The 24,737-nt window shown below is 62.5% G+C and carries 26 protein-coding genes; 23 read left to right on the forward strand and 3 right to left on the reverse strand.

Features of this window, described 5'->3' with window-relative positions:
* Window positions 1-202: 202 nt before the first annotated feature.
* On the reverse strand, window positions 203-523 hold the full coding sequence (locus tag GSQ88_RS14440; RefSeq protein ID WP_159008425.1) for a hypothetical protein: 321 nt from the start codon (window positions 521-523) through the stop codon (window positions 203-205).
* A 332-nt stretch (window positions 524-855) separates the two neighbouring features.
* Here GSQ88_RS14440 and GSQ88_RS14445 point away from each other — a divergent pair, with 332 nt between their 5' ends.
* The 6 genes from GSQ88_RS14445 (at window position 856) to GSQ88_RS14465 (ending at window position 6,596) form a co-directional block, all read left to right on the forward strand.
* Entirely contained in the window at window positions 856-2,043 is a 1,188-nt protein-coding gene (locus GSQ88_RS14445) for a serine hydrolase domain-containing protein (protein WP_159008426.1), read from the forward strand.
* 96 nt (window positions 2,044-2,139) lie between these two features.
* On the forward strand, window positions 2,140-3,834 hold the full coding sequence (locus GSQ88_RS14450; RefSeq protein ID WP_159008427.1) for an AMP-binding protein: 1,695 nt from the start codon (window positions 2,140-2,142) through the stop codon (window positions 3,832-3,834).
* Window positions 3,835-4,167: 333 nt separating this feature from the next.
* Window positions 4,168-5,097, forward strand: coding sequence for a penicillin-insensitive murein endopeptidase (gene mepA, locus GSQ88_RS14455; protein ID WP_159008428.1), 930 nt, complete (start codon window positions 4,168-4,170; stop codon window positions 5,095-5,097).
* 189 nt (window positions 5,098-5,286) lie between these two features.
* Window positions 5,287-5,436 (forward strand): hypothetical protein, encoded by a 150-nt coding sequence (locus tag GSQ88_RS35245; RefSeq protein ID WP_210253812.1) that lies wholly within the window; start codon window positions 5,287-5,289, stop codon window positions 5,434-5,436.
* 276 nt (window positions 5,437-5,712) lie between these two features.
* Window positions 5,713-6,192, forward strand: coding sequence for a hypothetical protein (locus GSQ88_RS14460; RefSeq protein ID WP_159008429.1), 480 nt, complete (start codon window positions 5,713-5,715; stop codon window positions 6,190-6,192).
* A gap of 83 nt (window positions 6,193-6,275) precedes the next feature.
* Window positions 6,276-6,596 carry a hypothetical protein gene (locus GSQ88_RS14465; protein ID WP_159008430.1) on the forward strand — a complete coding sequence of 107 codons (321 nt, stop codon included), beginning with the start codon at window positions 6,276-6,278 and terminating at the stop codon, window positions 6,594-6,596.
* Between the two features lie 591 nt (window positions 6,597-7,187).
* Here GSQ88_RS14465 and GSQ88_RS14470 read toward each other — a convergent pair.
* Complete coding sequence (locus GSQ88_RS14470) at window positions 7,188-7,415, reverse strand: hypothetical protein (RefSeq protein WP_159008431.1); 228 nt, start codon at window positions 7,413-7,415, stop codon at window positions 7,188-7,190.
* A gap of 256 nt (window positions 7,416-7,671) precedes the next feature.
* Here GSQ88_RS14470 and GSQ88_RS14475 point away from each other — a divergent pair, with 256 nt between their 5' ends.
* Window positions 7,672-7,863 carry a hypothetical protein gene (locus GSQ88_RS14475; RefSeq protein WP_159008432.1) on the forward strand — a complete coding sequence of 64 codons (192 nt, stop codon included), beginning with the start codon at window positions 7,672-7,674 and terminating at the stop codon, window positions 7,861-7,863.
* Between the two features lie 23 nt (window positions 7,864-7,886).
* Here GSQ88_RS14475 and GSQ88_RS14480 read toward each other — a convergent pair whose 3' ends face one another.
* The gene (locus tag GSQ88_RS14480; protein WP_159008433.1) at window positions 7,887-8,888 is read right to left on the reverse strand and encodes an adenosine kinase; all 1,002 of its coding nucleotides are present in this window, start codon (window positions 8,886-8,888) and stop codon (window positions 7,887-7,889) included.
* A gap of 328 nt (window positions 8,889-9,216) precedes the next feature.
* Between GSQ88_RS14480 and murJ the strand changes: the two genes are divergently transcribed.
* From murJ to GSQ88_RS14560, 16 genes are all read left to right on the forward strand, one after another.
* Window positions 9,217-10,773: a murein biosynthesis integral membrane protein MurJ gene (gene murJ / locus GSQ88_RS14485; RefSeq protein WP_159008434.1), complete on the forward strand. Its 1,557-nt coding sequence runs from the start codon at window positions 9,217-9,219 to the stop codon at window positions 10,771-10,773.
* Between the two features lie 43 nt (window positions 10,774-10,816).
* Window positions 10,817-11,869: a tryptophan--tRNA ligase gene (gene trpS / locus GSQ88_RS14490; protein ID WP_159008435.1), complete on the forward strand. Its 1,053-nt coding sequence runs from the start codon at window positions 10,817-10,819 to the stop codon at window positions 11,867-11,869.
* 362 nt (window positions 11,870-12,231) lie between these two features.
* Entirely contained in the window at window positions 12,232-12,726 is a 495-nt protein-coding gene (locus tag GSQ88_RS14495) for a universal stress protein (RefSeq protein WP_159008436.1), read from the forward strand.
* 152 nt (window positions 12,727-12,878) lie between these two features.
* On the forward strand, window positions 12,879-13,448 hold the full coding sequence (locus tag GSQ88_RS14500) for a NifU family protein (protein WP_159008437.1): 570 nt from the start codon (window positions 12,879-12,881) through the stop codon (window positions 13,446-13,448).
* 93 nt (window positions 13,449-13,541) lie between these two features.
* Window positions 13,542-14,240: a tRNA (adenosine(37)-N6)-threonylcarbamoyltransferase complex dimerization subunit type 1 TsaB gene (gene tsaB, locus GSQ88_RS14505; RefSeq protein WP_159008438.1), complete on the forward strand. Its 699-nt coding sequence runs from the start codon at window positions 13,542-13,544 to the stop codon at window positions 14,238-14,240.
* Entirely contained in the window at window positions 14,240-14,752 is a 513-nt protein-coding gene (gene rimI, locus GSQ88_RS14510; RefSeq protein WP_159008439.1) for a ribosomal protein S18-alanine N-acetyltransferase, read from the forward strand. Before tsaB ends, rimI begins: the two co-directional genes overlap by 1 nt.
* A 133-nt stretch (window positions 14,753-14,885) precedes the next feature.
* Complete coding sequence (locus GSQ88_RS14515) at window positions 14,886-15,335, forward strand: Fur family transcriptional regulator (protein ID WP_159008440.1); 450 nt, start codon at window positions 14,886-14,888, stop codon at window positions 15,333-15,335.
* A 14-nt stretch (window positions 15,336-15,349) separates the two neighbouring features.
* Window positions 15,350-16,045, forward strand: coding sequence for an HAD family hydrolase (locus GSQ88_RS14520; RefSeq protein WP_159008441.1), 696 nt, complete (start codon window positions 15,350-15,352; stop codon window positions 16,043-16,045).
* A 175-nt stretch (window positions 16,046-16,220) separates the two neighbouring features.
* Window positions 16,221-17,657, forward strand: a complete 1,437-nt coding sequence (gene miaB / locus GSQ88_RS14525) for a tRNA (N6-isopentenyl adenosine(37)-C2)-methylthiotransferase MiaB (protein ID WP_159008442.1) — start codon at window positions 16,221-16,223, stop codon at window positions 17,655-17,657.
* A gap of 4 nt (window positions 17,658-17,661) precedes the next feature.
* Window positions 17,662-18,717 (forward strand): PhoH family protein, encoded by a 1,056-nt coding sequence (locus GSQ88_RS14530; RefSeq protein WP_159008443.1) that lies wholly within the window; start codon window positions 17,662-17,664, stop codon window positions 18,715-18,717.
* Between the two features lie 84 nt (window positions 18,718-18,801).
* Window positions 18,802-19,308, forward strand: a complete 507-nt coding sequence (gene ybeY, locus GSQ88_RS14535) for an rRNA maturation RNase YbeY (protein WP_246784802.1) — start codon at window positions 18,802-18,804, stop codon at window positions 19,306-19,308.
* A 1-nt stretch (window position 19,309) separates the two neighbouring features.
* Window positions 19,310-20,428: a hemolysin family protein gene (locus tag GSQ88_RS14540; protein ID WP_159008445.1), complete on the forward strand. Its 1,119-nt coding sequence runs from the start codon at window positions 19,310-19,312 to the stop codon at window positions 20,426-20,428.
* Complete coding sequence (gene lnt, locus GSQ88_RS14545) at window positions 20,425-22,038, forward strand: apolipoprotein N-acyltransferase (RefSeq protein ID WP_159008446.1); 1,614 nt, start codon at window positions 20,425-20,427, stop codon at window positions 22,036-22,038. Before GSQ88_RS14540 ends, lnt begins: the two co-directional genes overlap by 4 nt.
* A gap of 308 nt (window positions 22,039-22,346) precedes the next feature.
* On the forward strand, window positions 22,347-22,763 hold the full coding sequence (locus tag GSQ88_RS14550; protein ID WP_159008447.1) for a helix-turn-helix domain-containing protein: 417 nt from the start codon (window positions 22,347-22,349) through the stop codon (window positions 22,761-22,763).
* Between the two features lie 53 nt (window positions 22,764-22,816).
* Complete coding sequence (locus tag GSQ88_RS14555) at window positions 22,817-23,953, forward strand: M20 family metallopeptidase (protein ID WP_159008448.1); 1,137 nt, start codon at window positions 22,817-22,819, stop codon at window positions 23,951-23,953.
* Complete coding sequence (locus tag GSQ88_RS14560) at window positions 23,950-24,735, forward strand: tRNA (guanine(46)-N(7))-methyltransferase TrmB (protein ID WP_159008449.1); 786 nt, start codon at window positions 23,950-23,952, stop codon at window positions 24,733-24,735. Before GSQ88_RS14555 ends, GSQ88_RS14560 begins: the two co-directional genes overlap by 4 nt.
* Window positions 24,736-24,737: the final 2 nt, after the last annotated feature.

Consider the following 24,737-nt stretch of genomic DNA (forward strand, 5'->3'; position numbering starts at 1 on the left):
GCCAGCCCCTGCTTCGCGCTCAGGGCAATCGAATCACACCCCAACCGCCCTGGCAAATGCTCGTGGCCGAAAGATTCTCCCGCTCTGAGGTGCGAACTCTTGCGAGCCTCGAAGGATGGCCGCAAGCACTGCGTTGAACACCATGCTTCGAGGCGCGCCGAAAACGGCGCGCACCTCAGGATGACGTCCGAGATAGCGCCGCTCAGGCCGCGCCGCTCATATAGGTTTCGCGGCGGCCGATCATGCGTTCCGCGGCGGCTTTGGCGTCCGCCTTGGAAGAGGTCGCGCAGGTGCGATATTCGAGATCGGGCATGGCCTTGGTTTCGCGCCGCCCGAACCACGATTTGGAACCGATCGGCAGCATCGACAAAGCAGACGCGACGTTATCGACCGCATCGAACGAGTGCAGTGCACCGGTACCCGCGTAACGGACTTCATAAATGCCCGGGCTGATCGGCGCCTCGATATTCTCGCCGCGCCCGGCGCGGGGATATCGCTTCCATTCGCTCCAGGTCGAGATCATCCTTTGTCTCCGCGCAATAACAAAATTTGCCAATAGTTTTAAAGAATTACGGCATCCAATGGCCGCTATTTGCGCCGAAATCCGAACGCCTTACAACTAAAATCGTGGTCAGGCTTAATACCGCTATCAACCTAACGCCTGCCATCCCGGGGGTCACCTTCGCTCCCGCGCCATCCACCGCAAATTATGAGCAGATGTCATCGTTGCGGTCGGCCGCCGGCCGGCCGCGATCACGAGATCGCTACATCAGCGGCAACGTGCCGCCCGGCCTTGCGAGACGCGCTTGCCCGGAGGATGATCGGCCACTGCAAAAAATAAACGGGAGGTGATCCATGCACAGCAAGTCTCAGATCGATCAGCTATTGCGTCAGATGTCTGACGCCAAGGAAATTCCCGGCGTGGTCGCGATCGCCGCGACCAGCAAGGAGACCATCTATCAAGGCGCGTTCGGCAAACGCGATTTGTCCAAGGACGTGGCGATGACGCAGGACAGCGTGTTCTGGATCGCCTCGATGACCAAGGCGATCACCTCGGCCGCCGGCATGCAGCTGGTCGAACAAGGCAAGCTGTCGCTGGATGAGCCGATCGGCAAGGTGCTACCCGATCTTGCCTCGCCGCAGGTGCTTGAAGGCTTCGATGCCAACGGCGAACCCAAACTGCGCCCGGCGAAAAAGCCGATCACGCTGCGCCATCTCATGACCCACACCGCCGGCTTCGCCTACAACATGTGGAACGGCGACATCTTGCAGTACCTGGAGAAGACCGGGACGCCGGCCGTCACCACCTGCCAGAACGCCGCGCTGAAGACGCCGTTGGCGTCGGACCCCGGCACCCGCTGGGAATACGGCATCAATATCGATTTCGTCGGCAAGGCCGTGGAAGCCGCCAGCGGCAAGCGGCTCGACGCTTATTTGCGCGACCATATGTTCACGCCGCTCGGCATGAGCGACACCGGCTTCAAGATCACAGACGATATGCGCAAGCGCCTGGTCGGCATGCACGCCCGCGGCGAAGACGGGTCGCTGACGCCGATCCCGTTCGAGCTGGAGCAGGAGCCGGAGTTTCACATGGGTGGCGGCGGCCTCTACGGCACGGCCGCCGATTATCTCAAGTTCACCCAGATGATCCTCAACAAGGGTCGCGGCAACGGCAACCAGGTACTGAAGCCGGAGACGGTCGCGCTGATGGGCCAGAACCACATCGGCGAACTCAACATGGGCAAGCTGACGACGGCGATCGGATGGGCGACCAACGATGTCGACCTTTATCCGGACATCGTCAAGAAATGGGGCTTGAGCTTCCTGATCAACACCGCCAAGACCCCGGAAGGCCGCAGTCCCGGCAGCCTCGCCTGGGCCGGCCTCGCCAACACCTATTACTGGATCGATCCGGCACGCGACGTCGCCGGCGTGATCCTGATGCAGCTGTTGCCGTTCGCCGACAAGAAATGCCTGGAAGCCTTCGCGGGCTTCGAGCGCGGCGTCTATGCCGGGCTCGATGCCGGACAGAAGGCGGCCTGATAAAACAACCGTTGTTTGATGCACATATTCCCTCCCCCCTTGCGGGGGAGGGAGCTCATCGGAACCACTCTTACGCGTAGATGCGGAGAAGCAAACTTGACCGAAAAAGCCGACAGCTATGTGTGCGGGGTGGCCGATGCGCCGCTGCTGGGTGACACCATCGGGCGCAGCCTCGACCTCGCGGCCCGGCGCTGGGGCAATCGCGATGCGCTGGTTTCGCCGAGCCACGATGTCCGATGGGGCTGGACAGAATTCGCCGCGCGGGCCGATGCGCTGGCCGCGGGCTTTCTGGCGCTCGGCCTCGAACGCGGGGCGCGGATCGGCATCTGGTCGCTCAACCGGCCGGAATGGACGCTGACGCAATTTGCCGCCGCGAAAGCCGGCCTCATCCTCGTCACCATCAACCCGGCCTATCGGCTGAGCGAACTGGAATTCGCGCTGGCCAAGGTCGGCTGCGCCGCGATCGTCACGGCAACGGCGTTCAAGACCTCGAACTATATGGAGATGCTGACCACGCTGCTGCCTGAGCTGGCCACATCAACGCCGGGCCAACTGCATGCGGCGCGGTTGCCGCAACTGCGCGCGGTGATCCAGATCGGCGGGCCGGCATTTCCCGGGACCATCCCGTTCGAGGACGTGGCGGGAATCGGCGGCGCGAGCCACGCCGCCGAGCTTGCGACACTCGCCGCCACGCTGCAATTCGACGATCCGGTCAATATTCAATTCACCAGCGGCACCACCGGATCGCCCAAGGGTGTCACGCTGACCCACCACAATATTCTCAACAACGGCTATTTCGTCGGTCGCGCGATGCGCCTGACCGAGGCGGACCGTATCTGCATTCCGGTGCCGCTCTATCATTGCTTCGGTATGGTGATGGGCAACCTCGCCTCGGTCACGCTCGGCGCCGCGATGGTCTATCCCGGCGAGGGGTTCGATCCCCTGGTGACGCTGCAAACCATCGAACGTGAGAAATGCACGGCGCTCTACGGCGTGCCGACGATGTTCATCGCCGAGCTCGACCATCCTGACTTTGCCAAATTCGACCTGTCGTCGCTGCGCACCGGCATCATGGCCGGCGCGCCCTGCCCGATCGAGGTGATGCGGCGGGTCAACGAGCAGATGAACATGCGCGACATCACCATCGCCTATGGCATGACCGAGACCAGCCCGGTCAGCTTCCAGAGCGCCACCGACGATCCGCTGGAGCGCCGGGTATCGACGGTCGGCCGCATCCTGCCGCATGTCGAGGTCAAGGTGGTCGATCAGGGAGGACGCGTGGTGCCGCGCGGCGCGCGCGGCGAACTCTGCACCCGCGGCTACAGCGTCATGCTGGGCTATTGGGACGAAGCGGAAAAAACCAGAGACGTGCTCGATGCCAGCGGCTGGATGCACACCGGCGATATCGCCATCATCGATGACGAAGGCTATTGCAACATCGTCGGCCGCATCAAGGACATGGTGATCCGCGGCGGTGAAAACCTCTATCCGCGCGAGATCGAGGAATTCCTGTATCGCCATCCGAAAATCCAGGACGTGCAGATTTTCGGCGTCGCCGATCCCCGCTACGGCGAGGAGCTGTGTGCCTGGGTCCGAACCCGATCCGGCGAGAGCCTGACCGCCGACGAGGTGCGCGGCTTCTGCCAAGGCCAGATCGCGCACAACAAGATCCCGCGCTACGTCGAATTCGTCGACGAGTTTCCGATGACCGTCACCGGCAAGATCCAGAAATTCGTGATGCGCGAAGCGGTCGAAACGCGGCTCGGGTTGAAGGCGGCGAAGACGGCGTGACCTCGTAGGGTGGGCAAAGGCGCGCTTGCGCCGTGCCCACCATCGTTCATCGTGCGTGCGATTGGTGGCCACGCGGAGCCCGTCATCGGGCGCGCATTCGCGCGACCCGGTGGCTTTGCCCACCCTACGATTCTCATCCGATGCACCTCGCGCCTACCCCTCTCCACACATTTGCAGAGAGGGATAGGCATGGCGTCCCGGCCTCAGCATGGGCGCCCCTCGGCGGTGCACGGAAGGGCCTCAACAAAAATCTCGAAAACAACCCCATGCAAAGTAGGGTGGACCCTAACGAGTCCCGGAACGCCGCATCATCAAGATCGATTGTCTGACCGCATGCACAAACGAATTCTTCTCACGATGCTGGCTGTGCCCATCGCGGCTTTGACCGCGACAGCCGTGCTTGGCCAGGACAAAGGCAGCGTTGATCCAAAGCCGCTGCCGCCGCTGGTCAATCCCAACGATCCAGATTTAGGAGCGGATGAGCTGTTTGGTCGCGTGACATCACCCGCACGACTGGCAGCTCATTCAATCGGTTTCTATGGCAAGGGCTGTCTTGCCGGCGCAGAGGCGCTTCCGATCAGTGGCAAGACCTGGCAAGTCATGCGGCCGTCGCAGAATCGCAACTGGGCACATCCCGACATGGTTGCCCTGCTGAAGCGATTGTCCGCCAAGGCGCACGAGGTGGCGGGTTGGCCCGGACTGCTTATCGAAGACATGTCGCAACCGCGTGGTGGGCCTATGCTCACCGGGCACGCGAGCCATCAGATTGGGCTGGATGCCGACATATGGTTGACGCCGATGCCGAAGCAGCAATTGTCGCGAAATGAACGTGAGGAAATGTCAGCGACCAACATGGTCCGCGCTGACCGGCTCGACATTGATCCCACCGTTTGGACGCCCACTCATCTGTTGGTGATCCGTGCAGCCGCCCAGGAGCCGCGGGTGGAGCGCATTTTCGTCAACGCCGCGATCAAGAAGGCGCTGTGCCGCGAGGCCAAGGGCGACCGCAGTTGGCTTGCCAAGATCCGCCCGTGGTATGGCCACGATTATCACTTCCATGTTCGGATAACTTGTCCTCCAGGAGACAGCGCTTGCACGCCACAGTCACCGCCGTCGGATAGCGAGGGATGTGCCTCAGCGGATCTGGCCTATTGGTTCACCGATACCGCACTTCACGCTGAACTCTCAACTGGGAGGCCAGTCCCAACGATAACCCTGTCGCAATTGCCGGCTGCCTGCCGGCAAATCCTGTCGGCGCCTTAAGTTCGCGCTGTGTCGCCTTTTGGCACGAAGCCGACATTCCTCGGGTCGGTTCTCAATTCTGCTTTTGACCCTTGGCGGAAGTTTGCTCTAGCCGGAGCCGACCTGTCGTGCTCTTAATTCGGGAGTGGCTTTTATCTTTGGCCACGCGGAAGCCTACTTCGTCGCGCGCTAACCCGTGGAGTGGCAACCATGTTGCAGAACGTCATAGCTGGATTTGTCGTAGTGGCTTTGATTGTCATGGGCGTGCTTGCGTATGCCCAGAAGCATGAAGGGTGCTTGCACGGACGCTCGCTCGAAACCTTCAAGCCCTGCGGAACAATGAGCACCGACAACATATAGCGCTGCCCGCGACGCCGCGGCTAATCTCGCGACCTCGATCAGACGGCCTAGATCTGGTTGTGGCACCTCTGAGACATGCTGACCGATGCTTTCCATGTCTGTTGATGAGGGAGGACCGGAAGTGATCGGTGCATGGGCAAATGGATGCGAATGACCCACACCAGACCTCGCCGCTTCATTCAAAGTTGAGCATTTGGTGGTGTAAAAAGTAGATGTGTTCGGCTTATGCAACCGAACGCCGACCTTGTCGGGTCGCTGGAAATCTGGAGGCCGTCCTTGGGCAATGATGGCGATAGTGTCTTACAGACATTTCGCGATGCGCTGATAGGTCTGCCTTTGTCGCACCTCTGGCGAGGGTACGGCTCAGCTATCTTTCTGGAGTTCGGGCGTCTCACACCCAGGACCCGCCGTTCCGGAGAAGCCGGTAACCCGACAGGCGAACTTGGGCTGATGATCCAGTGGAGTTGGCGCATTGAAGACACAGTGTCCATCCTGTGCGGAAGTTGGAGCCAAGAGCACTTGTGGGAGCCGACGTTCGACCTGCTCCGCAATAAGGCAGTCGTCGAGCTATCTGTCGTAGGAAGATTGCCCGAAATCGTTGTAGCTCTGAAAGAGAGCGTCTACGTGTCGTCATTCATGACTGCCGAAGGCGATCCCCAATGGTCACTGTTTGATCGACGAGGCGGCACTTTGAGGACATTGAGCGTCGAGGAAGGGCGCTTAAAGTTGGATGTTGATCGGTCGCCGTTGTCATAGTCCGGCTTGTTGGGTGTATGGGCTGTGCTACCGAGCCGCAAACACTGAGAACCGTCTTCGGCGCTCGAATTAGGAGAAAATCTGTGAGTAAGGTCAAAACTCCACAGGACAAGAAGCGGCACAGCTACGAACTCGACCGACGCAATACATATGGCGAAAATCAGAAGAGCAGTCGTAAGAATATCCCACGCAGCAAACAACTCTCTCATCAAGACGAGCGTCGCTCCGTGCAACAAGTTTTAGTCTCCGCGCTACGCAGCGTTACAGACGCTGACGAAGCGCAGTCTCAGGCACTGATCAAAGGTCGGATGAAAAAGCTGAGAGGATTTCGTAAGTCACCGGATAGTCCGTTGGGCGAGGTCGTTAAGCGGCGTTTGCGTAAGCGCGCGTCAGAGATGGAATGAAGTGGCACTCTTGGGCAGCGCACACTGACTGTGTTTGGTTTCCGCTTCTGCCACGAAGCCGACATCCCTCAGGTCGGCTCTCAATTCTGCTTTGAAGCTCCGGTCTGATATCTTCGTGGAAGAATGGCAAACTCGTCACGTTCGAAGATCGTTACCCTGGAAATGCAAACACCATTCCGTGCACTGCAAGAAAGTCGGCCACAAGTCTGCCAAACAAAAGAAAGCAGCTAGCCGCGACGATGAGCGAAGCGAAAATCATTCGGCGGTCGCTGGGTCTGTTGCGTTTGCCAACGTGGAACGAGCCGGTCTCGTCCAAGGTGACATCATTAGGATGCGTCCTAGGCCCTAAAGTGTAGGCTATGCATCCAAAGCATAGGATGAATACGATAGAACTGAGCGAAAGGCAGTTGGCATCCGGTGCAGTTATGAAGACTTTCGGACCTCTGACTTGGAACGGATACACAAAGCCGGATGAGTAATCGGGTCGGTTCGGCCTGTTCAACATTAAATAGCCTGTTTCCCAGATCGACGTGATCAGCGAAACCATAGAAATCCCCAACGCAATTTCAAAGATGTATTTCCTAAAGAACGTCAAGACGGCCTTCCTTTGGCGTCGAGATATCGCAACAGGCGACGCATGCCGAGACCCGCGATTACAAGAAGCAGCGCGAAATCCGGCAGGAAAAGAATTCCGTAATGCCAAAGGTTGATCTTTTCGCGCGGGCGGACGGTCACGCCATTGATGATGAGCGGCGCTGTAGCAGTCGCGTCGGTTGTGCTTGACTCCGCTACCAAGCGTTGGGGTTCCAGGGATGCCATAGAGCCAATCTACCATGGGTCTTGTTGTCGTTCACTCACAACCGCGAAATCGTAGAAATTAGTTGTAGTGACCTATGAGTCAAATAGATAAAGTTTACTCCAAACTCCACCGATGTCTGTTGTTGGCACTTAGCAGACTTCTCGTGATGGCCAGCTTAAGTCCGGAAGGCGCGCCAAAGCGGACGCACGCCCACCCTCTGAATTTATGGGTTCAGGCTGACGCTAAGACGCGCGAAGCCTGTCATCGGGCGCGCGCATGCGCGAGACCCGGCTTGGGTTGAAGGGCGACGAAGACGGCGTGACCGGGAAACACCGGCTCAACATCGTCATGCCCGGGCAGAAGCGCGAAGCGCGTCTTCGCACCAGATGTCCCGGCCATCCACGTCTTGGCCTAATCCAAAAACAGAAAGACGTGGATGCCCGGGTCAAGCCCGGGCATGACGGCTGAGAGATTGCGCCCGCGAGATCAATCTACACCGGCAACCCGTGCTTCTGCGCCAACTCCTTCAACGACGTCTGCGGCCGCGCGCCGATGTGCTGGATCACTTCGGCCGCGGCCAGGCCGCCGAGCATGCCGGCTTTCTCGTAGCCGGCGCCGCGCACCAGGCCGAACAAAAAGCCTGCCGCGAACAGGTCGCCGGCGCCGGTGGTGTCGACCAGCTTCTGGATCGGGAATGCCGGCACAGAGATGACGCCCTCGCTCGAGGCCACGACGCAGCCTTTCTCGCTGCGGGTGACGATGCCGAGTTTGACGTCGTTGCGCAATTGCGTCAGCGCGCTGTCGAAATCGGGCGTTTGGTACAGCGAACGCAACTCGGCCTCATTGGCGAAAATCAGGTCGGCGGTGCCGTTGCGCATCAATCCAAGAAACTCGTCGCGATAACGATCGACGCAAAACGAATCCGACATCGTCAGCGCGACCTGGCGGCCGGCGCCATGGGCGATGGTCGACGCTTTGACAAACGCCTCCTTCGCGCTCGCGGGATCCCAGAGATAGCCTTCCAGATAGAGAATCGCGGACGCCGCGACCTGGGCTTCGTCGATGTCGGCGGGCGTCAGATCCTGCGCCGCGCCGAGATAGGTATTCATGGTGCGCTCGCCGTCCGGCGTCACCAGAATGTAGGAGCAGCCGGTGGCGGGACCGCCCGGCGCCGGCGCGGTTTCGAAGGCGACGCCGGCGGCGCGGATGTCGTGGGCGTAGAGCCGGCCGATCTGGTCGTCCTTGATCTTGCCGACATAGGCCGCGCGCGCGCCGAGATTGGCGATGCCGACAATGGTATTGGCGGCCGAGCCGCCCGACATTTCGGTCGCCGGCCCCATGTCCCGATAGATCGAGGCCGCGCGGGCCTCGTCGATCAACGCCATGCCGCCCTTGGTCATGCCGTGGCCAGTCAGAAATCCATCGTCGGTCTGCACCAGAACGTCGAAAATCGCGTTACCGATCCCGAGAACGTCGTATTTCGCTGAAGTCATTCGATGCGGTCCTGTTGCGGCGATGGCGATAGAGGCGGCGTATCATGACCGGGCCAGCGCCAGCAAGCGGGGCCACCGGAACGGCGTTCGATTAAGCTTACTACCGGCGTCATCCTGGGAGCCTTTGGCCCCATGCTCAGCCGTCATCCTGAGGAGCGCGTTTCGCGCGTCTCGAAGGATGGCCGCACGCACAGCGCTGAACACCATCCTTCGAGACGCGCGCAAGGGCGCGCTCCTCAGGATGACGTCGGGGTAAACCTCTCAGGATGACGGTTGGGATAGCCTCACTCCGGATGACGCGGATACGACGCGGCTGCTATAGAACCTCATGATCCGCGCCTTCCTCACGGTATCGACGGGAACACTGGCCTCGCGGCTGCTCGGATTCGTCCGCGATGCCATGATCGCGGCGCTGCTGGGCGCGGGTCCGGTCGCGGACGCGTTTCTGGTGGCGTTTCAACTGGTCAATGTTGTCAGGCGATTGCTGAGCGAGGGCGCGCTGAACGCGGCGCTGGTGCCGGCCTGGCTGCGGGTGCGCGACGCCGACGGCCCGGTCGCGGCCGCAGCCTTTGCCGGCCGCGTGCTTGGCACCGTCAGCGCGGCGCTGCTCGCCGCCGCCATCCTCATCGGCCTGTTGATGCCGTTCGTGATCGCCGCGCTGGCGCCGGGCTTCGCCGGAAACGAGACGCTCGATTTCGCCGTCCATGACGCCCGCCTGATGCTGCCTTATCTGGCGTTCGCCGGGCCGGTCACGGTGATGATGGCGCTGTTGAATGCGCAAGGCCGCTTTACGCTGACCGCGTTCTCGCCGCTGCTGTTCAATATCGCCTTGATCGGCGTGATGATCGCGCTACTCGGCTGGCGGCAAAACGCAGCCGATGCGGCGCTGGTGATTGCCGCGACCGTCGGCATCGCCGGATTTCTGCAATTGCTGATGCTGGTCTTGAGACGCGATGGCACCGCGACACCGCTGCGCGTGGTATTCGACCGCGAGATGCTGAGGTTTTTCGGCAAAGCAGTCCCGGGCATGATCGCAAGCGCCGGGCCGCAATTGCTGATCGTTGCCGGCGCCATCATCGCCTCGGCCTCGCCGTCGGCGGTGTCCTGGCTTTATTTCGCCAATCGCCTGATCGAGCTGCCGCTCGGCATTGTCGGCGTCGCGATGGGCACCGTGCTGGTGCCCGAGCTGACGCGCGCGCTGCGCGGCAACGATGATGCAGCGATGGCGCATGCCGAGTCGCGCGGGCTGGAACTCGCGGTCGGGCTGGCGTTGCCGGCGACGCTGGGATTGATCGCGTTGGGCGAGCCGATCGTGCGGATGTTGTTCGAGCACGGGCTGTTCAGTTCGGCCGACACCGAAGCAACGGCGCGGGCGCTGATCTGGCTGGCGCTTGGCCTGCCCGCTCATGTGCTGGTCAAGGCGTTGTCGCCCGCCTTCTTTGCGCGTGACGACACCACGACGCCACTATCGGCAACGCTGAAGGGCATCGTCGTGGCGGTCGCAGCCGCTGTGGTGCTCGGCCGGTTGTTCGGCGCCGGCGGGGTCGCGGCCGCGATCGCGCTTGGCGCCTGGAGCAACGCCTTGTCGCTGATCCGGCGCGGCGCTGCGACCTTCGGGTTTGCGATCGATCATGACGCGCGCCGGCGGTTACCGCGCATCGTCGTGGCGGCGCTGGCCATGGCAGCGCTGCTGTGGCTGGCGGCGCATTTCGCGCTGGCACAAGTTACGAATATGCACGGCGTGGCGCGGGTCGCGGCCCTGTTGGCCCTGATCGCCGGCGGGATCGCAATTTACGGCTTGCTGCTCGGGCTTTTGGGCGTAACCGGTTGGCGCGAAACGCTTAACGCGGTCAGGCAGCCCTCACGGGGCGACTTGCGCATATAAAGCGCGCATGGCAAACGACGCGCAGAACAGCGGGAAATCGACCATGGCCATCGTTGAGCGGGTTTTTTCGGGCGTCCAGCCCACCGGCAATCTGCATCTCGGCAATTACCTCGGCGCGATCGTCAACTTCGTGAAGTTGCAGGAGACGCATAACTGCATCTATTGCGTCGTCGACATGCACGCGATCACGCAAGGGGCGGACGTCTGGGGCGGCCCGGCGGAGCTTGCCCGCAACACCCGTGAGGTCGCGGCGGCCTTCATCGCCGCCGGTGTCGATCCGAAGAAACACATCGTGTTCAATCAGAGCCAGGTGTCCGGCCACGCCGAACTGACCTGGATCTTCAATTGCGTGGCGCGGGTCGGCTGGCTCAGCCGCATGACCCAGTTCAAGGAGAAGGCGGGCAAGGATCGCGAGAACGCGTCGGTGGGTCTGTATGATTATCCGGTGCTGATGGCGGCCGACATCCTGCTGTACCGCGCAACGCATGTGCCGGTCGGCGAGGACCAGAAGCAGCATCTGGAGCTCGCGCGCGACATCGCGCAGAAATTCAACAATGATTTCGGCGATTCGATCCGCGGCCAGGGGTTTAACGAAGGGCTGTTTTTCCCGCAGCCGGAACCGCTGATCACCGGACCGGCGACGCGGGTGATGAGTTTGCGCGACGGCACCAAGAAAATGTCGAAGTCGGATTCATCGGATAATTCGCGCATCAACCTGACCGACGATGCCGACACCATCGCGCAGAAGATCCGCAAGGCCAAGACCGATCCGGAGCCGCTGCCGTCGGAGGAAAAGGGTCTGGAAACCCGTCCCGAAGCCGACAATCTGGTCGGGATCTATGCGGCGCTTTCCGGCCGCAGCAAGCAACAGGTGCTGAGCGAGTTCGGTGGCGGACAGTTCTCCAGCTTCAAGAATGCGCTGGTGGAGCTGTGCGTCGAAAAACTGTCGCCGATCGCCTCCGAAATGAAGCGGCTGGTCGCCGACCCCGGCCATGTCGATGCAATCTTGGTTGATGGCGCCGAGCGCGCCAACGCCATCGCCGCCGAAACCATGAAGTCGACCAAGGATATCGTCGGATTTATCCGTTCGCGCTGATAGATCGATTGCGTGAAACCAATCGGTTCACACTTCCGGACCTCGTCCTGAGGAGCCTGTGAAACAATCTCTGACGTCATCCTGAGGAGCGGCGTCTTCGCCGCGTCTCGAAGGACGGTGTTGCGCAGTGCGTGCGGCCATCCTTCGAGGCTCGCAAGAGCTCGCACCTCACGGGTGAACGCAATTGCGTTCATCCCGGGGATGACGGCCGAGATAGCTTCACAGGCTCAGAGGATGAGGTCGGGGGAGCATCCTAACTCCGGAAACGCTGTACCAGCTAATTCGCCGTCGCGACACCGCTTGTGGAAGACGCCTGCGCCGTGGCAGCATGGCAGCCGGTTTGGTTCAGCACCGGGACATGCATGACCGCCCAGCGACGAAGCTACGAGAGCGGCCACAAGCCGAAATGCCTCGTCATCGTTGACGACACCGCGGAATGGGACCGCGCGGTCTATTATGCCAGCCGCTGGGCGATGCGGGTCGGCGGCGGCGTGGTGATGCTGCGCATCATCGAGCTCGAAGAACAGAATCAGCAATGGCTCGGGGTCGCCGACATCATGCGCGCCGAGGCGCAGGAGGATGCCGATGCCGCGCTCGATCGCGCCGCCGGCCGGGCCAACGGCATCGCCGCGATCACACCCGAGCGGGTGATCCGCGAGGGTGACCCGACCGAACAGATCCTCGACGTCATCGACAAGGATGTCGATATCGCGATGCTGGTGCTGGCGGCCAATCCCGGCCCCGAAGGCCCCGGCCCGATCATCGCCCTGATCGCCAATGTAGCCGGCTCGTTCCCGATTCCGGTGACCGTCGTGCCCGGGGATTTGAGCGACGACGATATCGACGCGCTGTCTTAAGGCCTGGCGGCGGGAAACACCCCCGGGAATAGCCTAATTGGCGGGAATTACAGGTCATTTCGGGCGAATTGGGCTTGACCGTGCGTTTGTCGTCGCCATCTGCTAAGGGAACCTCACGCGCCGGCCTTGAACCGGCGACGCCGGAGAAAACCATGTTCATTCAGACCGAAGCCACCCCCAATCCCGCCACCCTGAAATTCATTCCTGGCCGCACGGTGCTCGACAGCGGCACCATGGAATTCGTCAATCGCGAGGCCGCGGCGCGCTCGCCGCTCGCCGAAAAGCTGTTCGGCGTGGCCGGCGTCACCAGCGTGTTCTACGGCTCCGATTTCGTCACCGTGACCAAGGACGACAGCGACTGGCAGCACCTCAAGCCGGCCATCCTCGGCGCCATCATGGAACATTACATGTCCGGCGCGCCGCTGTTGGCCGACGGCAGCGTCGCCAGCGACGCGGCGGCCGACGAAGAGGACGAGTTCTTCAACGAGGACGACGCCGAGACCGTGGAGATGATCAAGGACCTGATCGAAACCCGGGTGCGGCCGGCGGTCGCCAACGACGGCGGCGATATCACCTTCCGCGGCTTCAAGGACGGCATCGTCTATCTCAACATGAAGGGCTCCTGCGCGGGCTGCCCGTCATCCACCGCGACCCTGCAGCACGGTATCCAGAACCTCCTGAAGCACTTCGTGCCCGACGTGGTCGAAGTCCGGCCGATGTGATTGGGAGTGGCGAATAGTGAGTAGCGAATGGCGAATAGAGATCGGCCTTAGCTTTCCATTCGCTATTCGCCACTCGCCATTCGCCACCTTTCGATGCTGATCCTCGCCATCGATACCGCGCTCGACGCCTGCTCGGCCTGTGTGCTCGACAGCCGCGCCAGCAAGCTGATCGCGCAGGAATCGCTTCCGATGAAGCGCGGCCATGCCGAGGCGCTGATGCCGCTGATCGCGCGTGTCATGCGCGAGGCCGCCGTTGCCTTCACCGCGCTCGACCGCATCGCGGTGACGACCGGGCCCGGCAGCTTCACGGGCCTGCGGGTCGGCCTCTCGGCGGCGCGCGGCATCGCGCTGGCGGCCGGCAAGCCGGTTGTCGGCGTTACCACGCTGACGGCGTATGCCGCCCCGGTCGTCAGCATCAATGCCGCGCAGCCGGTGATCTCCGCGATCGATGCGCGGCATGACCATGTCTACGTTCAGGTGGTCGGCGGCGACGGAACTTCGTTGCTGGCCCCGCGCGTCGCCCCGATCGAGGAAGCGCTCGGCGCCGCGCGGTTCGGCGCGCCGCATCTGGTCGGCAACGCCGCGCAAATACTCGCGGAACGCTGGCCCAAAGATGCGCTGCCGCCGTTCCAGGTCGATGCGCGGCCCGCACCGGATATTGCCTGGGTGGCGTGGCTGGGCGCCGCGGTCGATCCGGACACCGCGCTCGCCCGGCCCTATTATTTGCGCGCGCCGGATGCAAAGCCGCCCAAGGATCTGCTGCCGAGAGCAGCCCAGCCCTCCGCCTCATAATGCCAAAGTTTTACGAATCCTGGCTCTCCGAATCCTGGCTGTCCGGATGGTGGGGCGGCGGCACGCCGGTGGTCGAACCCGCTTCGTTGCGCGATGCGCGACGGCTGGCCCAGCTGCATGGCGAATCGTTTCACCGCGGATGGGGCGAAGGCGAATTCGAGGGCATGCTGACCGAGCGCAACACGCTGGTGCATCGCCTGAGGATCGGCAGCCAGATCGCCGGCTTCGCGGTATCGCGGATGGCCGCCGATGAGGCCGAAATATTGTCGATCGCGGTGGCGGCGAGCCAGCGGGGCCGCGGCCTGTCCCGCAACCTGTTGCTGACTCATCTGGGGCACTTGGCGGCCCGCGGCGCCCGCACCATATTCCTCGAGGTCGAGGAAAATAATCAACCGGCGCGACGGCTCTATGAACGGGCTGGATTTAGCGTGGTTGGCCGCCGCGAACGCTATTACCAGCAGCCCGGCGGGGAACAATTGAACGCCCTGTTGATGCGCCGCGACTTGTCGTAACGCCTGCGCGGTGGCACAAGGGGGCCAATCATGAAGTGCGCATGATCCGGTCGCCAAGCCGCAAACGCCTTGGCGGATCATGAGCTTCCGGATCATGAGCTGCTAGATTATGGGCTTCTCTGGGGCGAAGATGATGACCGCACTGAAATCCACCTCCACGCTCGAGGGCACCGGCATCGAAGCACGCTGTGCCGCCACCGGCATGCGCATGACCGAGCAACGCCGGGTGATCGCGCGCGTGCTTGCGGAAGCCGAGGACCATCCCGATGTCGAGGAATTGTACCGCCGCTGCGTCGCGGTGGACGACAAGATCTCGATCTCGACGGTCTATCGCACCGTAAAACTGTTCGAGGATGCCGGCATCATCGAACGGCACGATTTTCGCGAGGGCCGCGCCCGCTATGAGCAGATGCGCGACAGCCACCACGATCATCTGATCAATCTGCGCGACGGCAAGGTGATCGAGTTCACGTCCGAAGAGATCGAGAAGCTGCAGGCCGAGATCGCCCGCAAGCTCGGTTACAAGCTGGTCGATCACCGGCTCGAGCTGTATTGCGTCCCGCTGGACGACGACAAGTCCTGAGCAATCTGGCGCGCGTGGAAACACCTCACACCAAACGCTCGTCTTTCGATCTCGTGATCTTCGATTGCGACGGCGTGCTGGTCGACAGCGAACTGATTTCCTGCCGCGCCCATGCGCGGACCCTGACGCGCCACGGCTACGCCATTACCGAGGACCAGGTGCTCGAGCGGTTTCTCGGCGTCTCCGATCGCGAAGCCCGCGCCACCATCGAAGCCGAGATCGGCCAAACGCTGCCCGACGATTTCGAGGCGCAGATCAAGAGCACAATCCTGAACGCCTATGGACGGGATCTGCGCGCGATCCCATTTGTCGCCGAGGCCATCGCCGCGATTGACCTCGCCAAATGCGTGGCGTCGAGCGGCACGCCCGAAAAAATCCGCCATGGCCTTGAATGCGCGGGCCTCCATGACCTGCTCGCGCCCAACCTTTTCTCCGCCACGCAGGTCGCGCGCGGCAAGCCGGCGCCCGATCTGTTTCTGTTCGCGGCCGAGCAGATGCACGTGCCTCCCGCGCGATGCGTGGTGATCGAGGACAGCGTGCCCGGGATTACCGGCGCGCTCGCCGCCGGCATGCACGTGCTGGGCTTTCATGGCGGCAGCCATTGCCGGCCCGGATATGCCGACAAACTCCGCGCCGCCGGCGCCCAAATCACCTTTGACGATATGCGGCAATTGCCCGCCTTGATCGCGGACGGCGGTCAGCGGGCCTGATTGATCTCACAATGGGCTCCAAAAGCCCGGTGTTTGAGCCCGGCGGTGCTGTGAGCCCTCCAAAACGACGGCTTCCGGCGGTCGGATGCTGGATTTCCGCGGCTTTGACCTATAATTGGAGCCCATATCGATCCGGCGCCGTATTGGCGCCATGTCCAACCAGCATTCAGGTTCCATGACCCCGCCGCGCAAGCTGCATATCAAGTCCTATGGCTGCCAGATGAACGTCTACGATGCGCAGCGCATGGTGGACACCTTGGCGCCGGAAGGCTTTGTCGAGACCGCCGATGTCGATGATGCGGATCTGGTGATCCTCAACACCTGCCACATCCGCGAAAAGGCGTCCGAGAAAGTCTATTCGGAACTCGGCCGGCTGCGCGTGGTCAAGGAAGAAGCCGCGCGCAACGGGCGCCAGGTCAGCATCGCGGTGGCCGGCTGCGTCGCGCAAGCCGAAGGCCAGGAGATCATCCGCCGCGCGCCCGCGGTCGATGTCGTGGTCGGACCGCAAAGCTATCATCATCTGCCGCAACTGCTGGCGCATGCCAAGCGCCACGGCCGTGCGCTGGAGACCGAATTTCCGGTCGAGGACAAATTCGGATTCCTGCCACCGCCAAAACCTGCGGCGATCCGCGCGCGCGGCATTTCGTCGTTCGTGACGGTGCAGGAAGGCTGCGACAAATTCTGCACCTTCTGCGTCGTGCCCTATACCCGCGGCGCCGAAGTGTCGCGGCCGGTGACCAAGATCGTCGATGACGTCCGCAGGCTCACCGAGAACGGTGTCCGCGAGATCACCTTGATCGGCCAGAACGTCAATGCCTATCACGGCGAAGGGCCGCAGGGGCAAATCTGGTCGCTCGGCAAGCTATTGGTTCACCTCGCAGCACTACCCGGCATTGCGCGGCTGCGCTACTCGACCAGCCATCCCCGCGACGTCGACCAGGAACTGATCGAGGCCCATCGCGACCTGCCGTCGCTGATGCCGTTCGTGCACCTGCCGGTACAATCCGGTTCCGACCGGATCCTGGCCGCGATGAATCGCAAGCATACCGCCGAGGATTACCGCCGCGTCATCGACCGATTTCGCGCGGTACGCGAAGATATTGCGTTTTCTTCGGATTTTATCGTCGGCTTTCCCGGTGAAACCGAGGAAGATTTTGCCGCGACCCTCGCCCTCGTCACACAAATCGGATACGCTGGCGCTTATTCGTTCAAGTATTCGCCGCGGCCAGGCACGCCGGCGGCGGATTTGCAGGAGACGGTGTCAGCGGCTGAGATGGACGAGCGATTGGTGCGGCTTCAGGAATTGATCGACAGCCAGCAATCGGCCTTCAACATGGCTGCGATTGGCCGCACGGTCGATGTGCTGTTCGAGCGCGCCGCCCGCAATCCCGGCCAGATCGTCGGCCGCACTGCCTATCTGCAGCCGGCGCATGTGATGGCCTCCCCCGATATCATCGGACAGGTGTTGCCGGTCACCATCGAAAGCCTCGAGCGCTACAGCCTGCTCGGTACTCTTGCGTTCACGACCCTTGCGTCCAAGACCCTTGCGTCCACGCCGCATGCGCGGGCAGCCCAGCCTGCCTTTTCTCCTCCATTGAATACGGGAGCCTGAACCCTTGCCAAAAAGTGCATCGGATTCGCCTTCACTCGCTCCCAGCCGCAAACTCGACCGCGACATGCAAGCTCCACCCGAAACCCAGGTCGTCATCGACTTCGAGGACAACAAGAGCGCCTCGGTGCTGGTCGGGCCCTACGGGCAAAACCTGGCGCTGATCGAGCGCCGGCTTGGCGTCGTGGTCGATTCCCGCGGCAATCACATCACCATCGCCGGATCGCGCGATGGCTGCGATGCCGCGCGACGCGTGCTGGAGACGCTGTACACGCAGGCAACCCAGGGACACGACCTGGCGCAAGGCGACGTCGAAGGCGCGATCCGCGCCGTGATCGCGCAGGGTTCGCTGTTCGAGTTCGACGCCAAGTCCGCCAAGCAGGCGTTCGACACCATCAATCTGCGCAAGCGCCCGGTGCGGGCGCGTACCGCCGCCCAGGACGCCTATATCCGCGCGCTCAAGCGTCATGAACTGGTGTTCGGCATCGGACCCGCGGGCACCGGCAAGACCTGGCTCGCGGTGGCGCATGCCGCGCAATTGTTCGAACGCAAGGAAGTCGACCGCATCATCCTGTCGCGGCCCGCGGTGGAGGCCGGCGAACGATTGGGCTTCCTGCCCGGCGATTTGCGCGAGAAGGTCGATCCTTATTTGAGGCCGATCTACGATGCTTTGTACGATTTGATGGATTCGCGGGTGGTCGAGCGCGCGTTGCAGACCGGTGAAATCGAGATCGCCCCGTTGGCGTTCATGCGCGGCCGCACGCTGACCAACGCCGCCATCATCCTCGACGAAGCACAAAACACCACGTCGATGCAGATGAAGATGTTCCTGACGCGGCTTGGTGAAAACAGCCGCATGATCATCACCGGCGATCCCAGCCAGGTTGACCTGCCGAACGGCCAGACCTCGGGCCTCGCCGAGGCCGCCAAGCTGCTCAATGGCGTCGAGGGTATCGCCCAGGTGAGATTCACGGCCGAAGACGTCATCCGCCATGAACTGGTGGCGCGGATCGTCGCCGCCTATGAAGGATTGCCGCAACGGCCGTCAGCCACCAAGTCTTGATGCGAACACGCTTTGTCGCGCGCGCTGGGAGCCAATTCCCATCGCAAGAGAAATGCTAACCCGATGGCGTCCACCGCCCTTGTCATGTCAGACGTTCTGATTGTCGCCGAATGCTGGCAGGCCGAAGCCGACGCCGAGGCCGTGATCCATCGCGCCATCGCCACCGCCGCCGAGATCGCCAATGCCGACCATGGCGAAGCCGAACTCGCGGTGATGCTGACCGACGACGAAGGCATCCGCACCCTCAACAGCAACTGGCGCGGCATCGACAAGCCGACCAATGTGCTGTCGTTCCCCGCCTTGCAGCCGACCGGCCCGCGTGGTCCCGACGAAGCGCCGCGGATGCTCGGCGACATCGCCATCGCCTATCAAACGATGCGCAAGGAAGCCGACGACGAACAAAAGCCGTTCGAGCACCATCTCAGTCATCTGGCCGTTCACGGCTACCTGCATCTGATCGGCTACGATCACGAAAACGATGCCGACGCCGACACCATGGAGGGCCTCGAGACCGAGATTCTCGCGCAACTCGGCATGCCCGATCCGTATGCGGAGCGAGATTCCGGCAAGGATCCGGAGCGGATGGACTGAGATGGCCGACTCCGAACCGACCCACGACAATGCGCGCAATACGCGCAACCTGCCCGCGGTGGTGCAGGACGGCGAGGTTATGCGTCCGGCCGCCGACAATTGGCTGACTCGTGCGATCCGCACGCTGTTCGGCTGGAAGCCGGGATCGGTCCGCGACGATCTACAGGTCGTGCTCGATGCCTCGACGCCGGACGAAGTCGGCTTTTCGGCGATCGAGCGCACCATGCTGCGCAATATCCTCGGCCTGCATGAACGCCGCATCGCCGACGTGATGATCCACCGCGCCGACATCGTCGCGGTCAAGCGCGACATCCCGCTCGGCGAATTGATGAGCCTGTTCGAGAGCGCGGCGCATTCGCGCCTCGTGGTCTACAATGAAACGCTCGACGATCCCGAGGGCATTGTCCACATCCGCGATCTCCTGGCGTTTATGACCGCGCGTGCGCGCGTGACGGATGGCGGCAAGGCAAAGCGCAAGAAGCCTTACCCGGCCGGCCTCGATTTGCGCACGGTTGATCTGGCGATGCCGCTCGCGGACGCCAATATCATCCGCAAGCTGATCTTCGTGCCGCCGTCGATGCGGGCGATCGATCTTCTGGTGCAGATGCAGGCCACGCGCATCCATCTGGCGCTGGTGGTGGACGAATATGGCGGCACCGACGGCCTGGTGTCGATCGAGGACATCGTCGAACAGATCGTCGGCGAAATCGACGACGAGCATGACAGCGACGAGCCGCCGTCGATCGTGCGGCAGGCGGATAATTCCTTCATCGCCGACGCCCGCGCCAGCCTCGACGACGTCCGTTCGGTGATCGGCGAGGATTTCGTCACCGGCGAGGCCGGCGAGGAAGTCGAGACGCTGGGCGGCTATCTGGTGACCCAGGTCGGCCGGCTGCCGGTGCGCGGCGAAGTCATTTCCGGTCCCGGCAATTACGAAATCCAGGTGCTCGATGCCGATCCGCGGCGCGTCAAGCGGCTGCGCATCGGTACGCGCAAGGAGCGTCCCGCACCGCGCACCCAGCGCGAGACCCGTCGCCGCGAAACGTCCCCGGAGACAGGTCAGCCGCAGGCCAATGACAATACCAGCCCGCCCTCGGGCGATGGAGCCGGCTCGTCGTGACCGCCGCCAATAAACTCCGCGTCGCCGGCCTTTCGATCATCCTGGCGTGGGGATGGAAGCGCGCCGCTATCGCGCTCGCAGCCGGCGCCTTGTCGGCGTTGGCCATGGCGCCGTTCAACGCATGGCCGGTGCTGTTCCTGACGTTTCCGGTGATGGTCTGGCTGATCGATGGCGCCGGCGCCGGCCGTGCGCGCGGCGTTCCCGCCGCGGCGATGGCCGGATGGTGGTTCGGCCTCGGCTATTTCGTGCCGGGCCTGTACTGGATCGGCTACGCCTTTCTGGTCGACGCATCGACCTTTGCCTGGCTGCTGCCGTTCGCGATCCTTGGCCTGCCGGCCTATCTGGCGCTGTTTACCGCCTTTGGTTTTGGCTTCGCGCGGCTGATCTGGACCCGGGATGCCTCGCGCGTGCTGGCGCTCGCAGCAGCCCTGACGGTGAGCGAATGGCTGCGCGGCCATGTGCTGACCGGCTTTCCCTGGAACGCCTTCGGCTACGCCCTGAGCGAGCCGCTGGCGCTGGCCCAGACGGGATCGCTGGTCGGCCTGTGGGGCCTGACCTTCCTGAGCGTCGCGATTTTCGCGAGCCCGGCCGTGCTGATCGACGGCACCTCACGCGGACGCAAGCCGTGGATCGCGCCGGCGCTGGCCCTGCTGCTGCTCGCGGCGATGGGAATCTTCGGCGCCGTCCGGCTGGCGTTGCAGCCGACCACGATGGTCGCCAACCTCAAGCTGCGGATCATGCAGCCCAACCTGCAACAGGACCAGCGCTTCAACTACTCCGCCAAGGCGGAGGTGATGAAGAAATATCTGACGCTTTCGGACCGCGCCTCCGGACCGCAATCCACCGGCGTGCGCGACGTCAACATCCTGATCTGGCCGGAATCGGCATTTCCGTTTTTCCTGACCCGCGAAGCCGATGCGATGGGGCAGATCGCCGATCTGTTGCCAAAGGGCACGGTGCTGATTACCGGGGCGGTGCGCGCGCCCGAACTGCCGCCCGGCGTCAAGATCACCCGCGCCTATAATTCGATCTATGTGATCGATCACGACGGCAGCGTGCTGTCGGTCTACGACAAGCTGCATCTGGTGCCGTTCGGCGAATATCTGCCGTTCCAGGACTGGATGGAAAGACTGGGCTTCGAGCAACTCACCAAAGTCCAGGGCGGATTCATTCCGGGCGCGGTCCGCCGCACCCTGGAGATACCGAATGCGCCGCGCGCGCTACCCTTGATTTGCTACGAGGCGATCTTTCCCGGGACCGTTGCGACGCGCGACGATCGCCCGGGCTGGATCGTCAACCTGACCAATGACGGCTGGTTCGGAATGTCGACCGGTCCCTATCAGCATCTGCAACAGGTGCGGCTGCGCGCGATCGAGGAAGGCTTGCCGGTGGTGCGCGCCGCCAACACCGGTATTTCCGCGGTGATCGATCCGTTGGGGCGGGTCGTCGCACGGCTCGGCCTCGGCCTCGAAGGCGTGCTCGATTCAAGCCTGCCGTCGGCCATTCCACCGACGATTTACGCGCGCGTCGGCGACACGCCTGCCGCGATTTTGCTCGCCGCGGCGTTGATCTTCGTGATCCGCCGCCGTACGGCGAAACGAGCTTCCTGACGTCTAAGGATTCATACTTGGTTTTGGATACCGGCATTAAGCACGGTGCGCGACACTGCGCCGGTTGACAGATCGGCGCTCATTCGCAATCTGGCCACAGTGAGGGAGAATAAGTTCAAGCAATTGAATTAAAATTATGTGCAGTCCTCACCGGCCGCTGAATTCGATGCGGTCTCTCTTTCTCGAGCATGATCCGGAAAAGTGGGTACCGGTTTTCCGAAAAGATCATGCTCAAATAAATAGATAGAATGGCCTGCTAAGTTTTAGTTCGGCCTCTTCCCCTCGCGTGATCCCAAGGAGTGTTGGAGATGTCGACCAAAGCGCCCAATCCTGTTGACAAATATGTCGGCAGTCGTGTGCGCATGCGCCGGATCATGCTTGGCATGAGCCAGGAAAAACTCGGCGAAGCATTGGGCCTCACCTTCCAGCAGGTTCAGAAATACGAAAAAGGCACCAACCGGGTCGGCGCCAGCCGCATTCAGCAGATTTCCGAAATCCTTCAAGTGCCGGTTTCGTTTTTGTTCGAGGGAGGACCGAGCGGCGCGGTGAGCGGCGACAATTTCGCCGAAGCCGCCTCGCCGGCCTACATTTCCGATTTCCTGGCGACCTCCGAGGGCCTGGCCTTGACCCGCGCCTTCACCCGCATCACCGACGCCAAGCTTCGGCGCAGCATCGTCGACATGGTCGAACAGATCGCCGCGCGCGAAGGCCCCGACCGGCGCTGAGCACCAGCCTTTTCCCGGAATGACAAGGATTGATTTCCGATGTAGGCAACAGCATGCAGACCACAGCCTCGTCCAATCCGTTCGACCCCCAAACCATCCTTGACGGCATCCGCCGCTGGGTTGAGATGGAAACCCCGACCGAAGCGCCGGAGCGGGTCAACCTTTTGGCGAACCTGGTCGCGGACGGCTATCGCGATCTGCCGGCTACGGTCGAGCGCATCGCCGGCTGCGACGGCTGCGGCGATCATCTGGTGGCGCGCTCGTCATGGGGCCAGGATCATCCGGGCATTCTGGTGCTGAGCCATCTCGATACGGTTCACCCACTCGGATTCATCGAGCGCCTGCCATTTCGTATCGAAGGCGACAGCGCGTTCGGTCCGGGCATCTACGACATGAAGGGCGGCGCCTATCTGGCTTATCATGCGTTCCGGCAGCTTTGCGCCGCAGCCGAACGTTCGCCGCTCGGCGTGACGCAACTTTACGTCTCGGATGAAGAGATCGGCAGCCCGACGTCGCGCGCGCTGATCGAGGCCGAGGGCCGCAAGGCAAAATATGTGCTGGTGACGGAGCCGGCCCGCGATGGCGGCAAAGTCGTCACCGGGCGCAAAGGCGTCGCGCGCTTCGAGGTCTTCATCAAAGGCGTCCCCGCTCATTCCGGAACGCGGCCGCAGGACGGCCGCAGCGCGATCCGCGAACTCGGCAATATCATTCAAACGCTGGAAGCCATGAACGATCCGAAGCGCGGCGTGACCGTCAATGTCGGCGTCGTCAGAGGCGGCACCCGGTCGAACGTCATTGCGGAGGAAGCCTATGCGGAGGTCGATATGCGCGTTCCGACCATCGCGGATTCCGACGAGCTGGTGCCGAAAATCCTGAACCTGACATCACGCACCGACGGCGTCAGCGTCAAGGTGACCGGCGGCTTGAACCGGCCGCCTTACGAGAAGGGCAATGCCGGTGCTGCGCTTTTCGAGCACGCCAGGACGCTCGCCACCGAACTTGGAATAGATCTGGTGGACACCGCGACCGGCGGCGGCTCCGACGGCAATTTCACCGCACCTCACACCGCGACACTCGATGGCCTCGGGGTCGACGGCCAGGGCGCGCATACCCATTATGAGCAGATCTACATCTCCTCGATCGAACCGAGGGCGCGGCTGTTGCATCGGCTGTATCAGACGCTGCGATGAGCAATGCTCCGCGCGATCCGAGGGATCACACTGATTTGGACCACGAAGCTTTGGACCACGATGCGCCGCCCGAAGCGGAGGCCGATCGCAGGTTCTTCGGCCGCCGCAAGGGTCACAAGCTGCGTGTCCATCAGCTCGATCTGATCGAGCAATTGCTGCCGCGGCTGGCGCTCGACATCCAGGACTCCAACGATACTTCGAAGCCGTCCGATTTTGCCGGCCTTGCCGCGCGCTTCGACCGGCCGGTCGATGAGGTCAGGCTGGAAATCGGATTCGGCGGCGGCGAGCATTTGATCGCGGAGGCGCTCGCCTTTCCGAACACCGGATTCATCGGCTGCGAACCCTATGTCAACGGCATGGCGAAGATCCTGGCGCAGATCGAAACCCATGACATCGCCAATATCAGGCTGTTCGCCGGCGACGCCGCCGAATTGCTGGCATGGGCGCCACCGCTGGCGCTGGCGCGGATCGATCTCATCCATCCCGATCCGTGGCCGAAGCGGCGGCACTGGAAGCGGCGCTTCGTGCAGGATGCCACCATCGTGGCGATGGCGCGCATCCTTAAAGCCTCAGGCGAGTTTCGTTTTGTCTGCGATATCGACGATTATGTCGCATGGACGCTGGCGCATCTGGTGCGGTCGCCGGATTTCGAATGGACCGCTGAGCGCGCGGCTGACTGGCGCGCGCCGTGGCCCGGTTACACGATGACGCGCTATGGCCGCAAAGCCGAACGCGAAGGCCGCAAGGCGGCGTATTTGCGGTTTCGCAAGATCAGAGCGTGATG

The sequence above is a fragment of the Bradyrhizobium sp. S69 genome (assembly GCF_009766005.1).
Lineage (GTDB): Bacteria > Pseudomonadota > Alphaproteobacteria > Rhizobiales > Xanthobacteraceae > Bradyrhizobium.

Coding starts and splice junctions, on each gene's coding strand:
- GSQ88_RS14480 (WP_159008433.1), bottom strand. CDS start 8,888: ATGACTTCAGCGAAATACGACGTTCTCGGGATCGGTAACGCGATTTTC.
- GSQ88_RS35245 (WP_210253812.1), top strand. CDS start 5,287: ATGTTGCAGAACGTCATAGCTGGATTTGTCGTAGTGGCTTTGATTGTC.
- GSQ88_RS14440 (WP_159008425.1), bottom strand. CDS start 523: ATGATCTCGACCTGGAGCGAATGGAAGCGATATCCCCGCGCCGGGCGC.
- GSQ88_RS14495 (WP_159008436.1), top strand. CDS start 12,232: ATGACCGCCCAGCGACGAAGCTACGAGAGCGGCCACAAGCCGAAATGC.
- GSQ88_RS14560 (WP_159008449.1), top strand. CDS start 23,950: ATGAGCAATGCTCCGCGCGATCCGAGGGATCACACTGATTTGGACCAC.
- murJ (WP_159008434.1), top strand. CDS start 9,217: ATGATCCGCGCCTTCCTCACGGTATCGACGGGAACACTGGCCTCGCGG.
- GSQ88_RS14475 (WP_159008432.1), top strand. CDS start 7,672: ATGCGCGAGACCCGGCTTGGGTTGAAGGGCGACGAAGACGGCGTGACC.
- ybeY (WP_246784802.1), top strand. CDS start 18,802: ATGTCAGACGTTCTGATTGTCGCCGAATGCTGGCAGGCCGAAGCCGAC.
- GSQ88_RS14540 (WP_159008445.1), top strand. CDS start 19,310: ATGGCCGACTCCGAACCGACCCACGACAATGCGCGCAATACGCGCAAC.
- GSQ88_RS14555 (WP_159008448.1), top strand. CDS start 22,817: ATGCAGACCACAGCCTCGTCCAATCCGTTCGACCCCCAAACCATCCTT.
- GSQ88_RS14550 (WP_159008447.1), top strand. CDS start 22,347: ATGTCGACCAAAGCGCCCAATCCTGTTGACAAATATGTCGGCAGTCGT.
- GSQ88_RS14500 (WP_159008437.1), top strand. CDS start 12,879: ATGTTCATTCAGACCGAAGCCACCCCCAATCCCGCCACCCTGAAATTC.
- GSQ88_RS14470 (WP_159008431.1), bottom strand. CDS start 7,415: ATGGCATCCCTGGAACCCCAACGCTTGGTAGCGGAGTCAAGCACAACC.
- mepA (WP_159008428.1), top strand. CDS start 4,168: ATGCACAAACGAATTCTTCTCACGATGCTGGCTGTGCCCATCGCGGCT.
- GSQ88_RS14445 (WP_159008426.1), top strand. CDS start 856: ATGCACAGCAAGTCTCAGATCGATCAGCTATTGCGTCAGATGTCTGAC.
- trpS (WP_159008435.1), top strand. CDS start 10,817: ATGGCCATCGTTGAGCGGGTTTTTTCGGGCGTCCAGCCCACCGGCAAT.
- GSQ88_RS14515 (WP_159008440.1), top strand. CDS start 14,886: ATGACCGCACTGAAATCCACCTCCACGCTCGAGGGCACCGGCATCGAA.
- miaB (WP_159008442.1), top strand. CDS start 16,221: ATGACCCCGCCGCGCAAGCTGCATATCAAGTCCTATGGCTGCCAGATG.
- rimI (WP_159008439.1), top strand. CDS start 14,240: ATGCCAAAGTTTTACGAATCCTGGCTCTCCGAATCCTGGCTGTCCGGA.
- tsaB (WP_159008438.1), top strand. CDS start 13,542: ATGCTGATCCTCGCCATCGATACCGCGCTCGACGCCTGCTCGGCCTGT.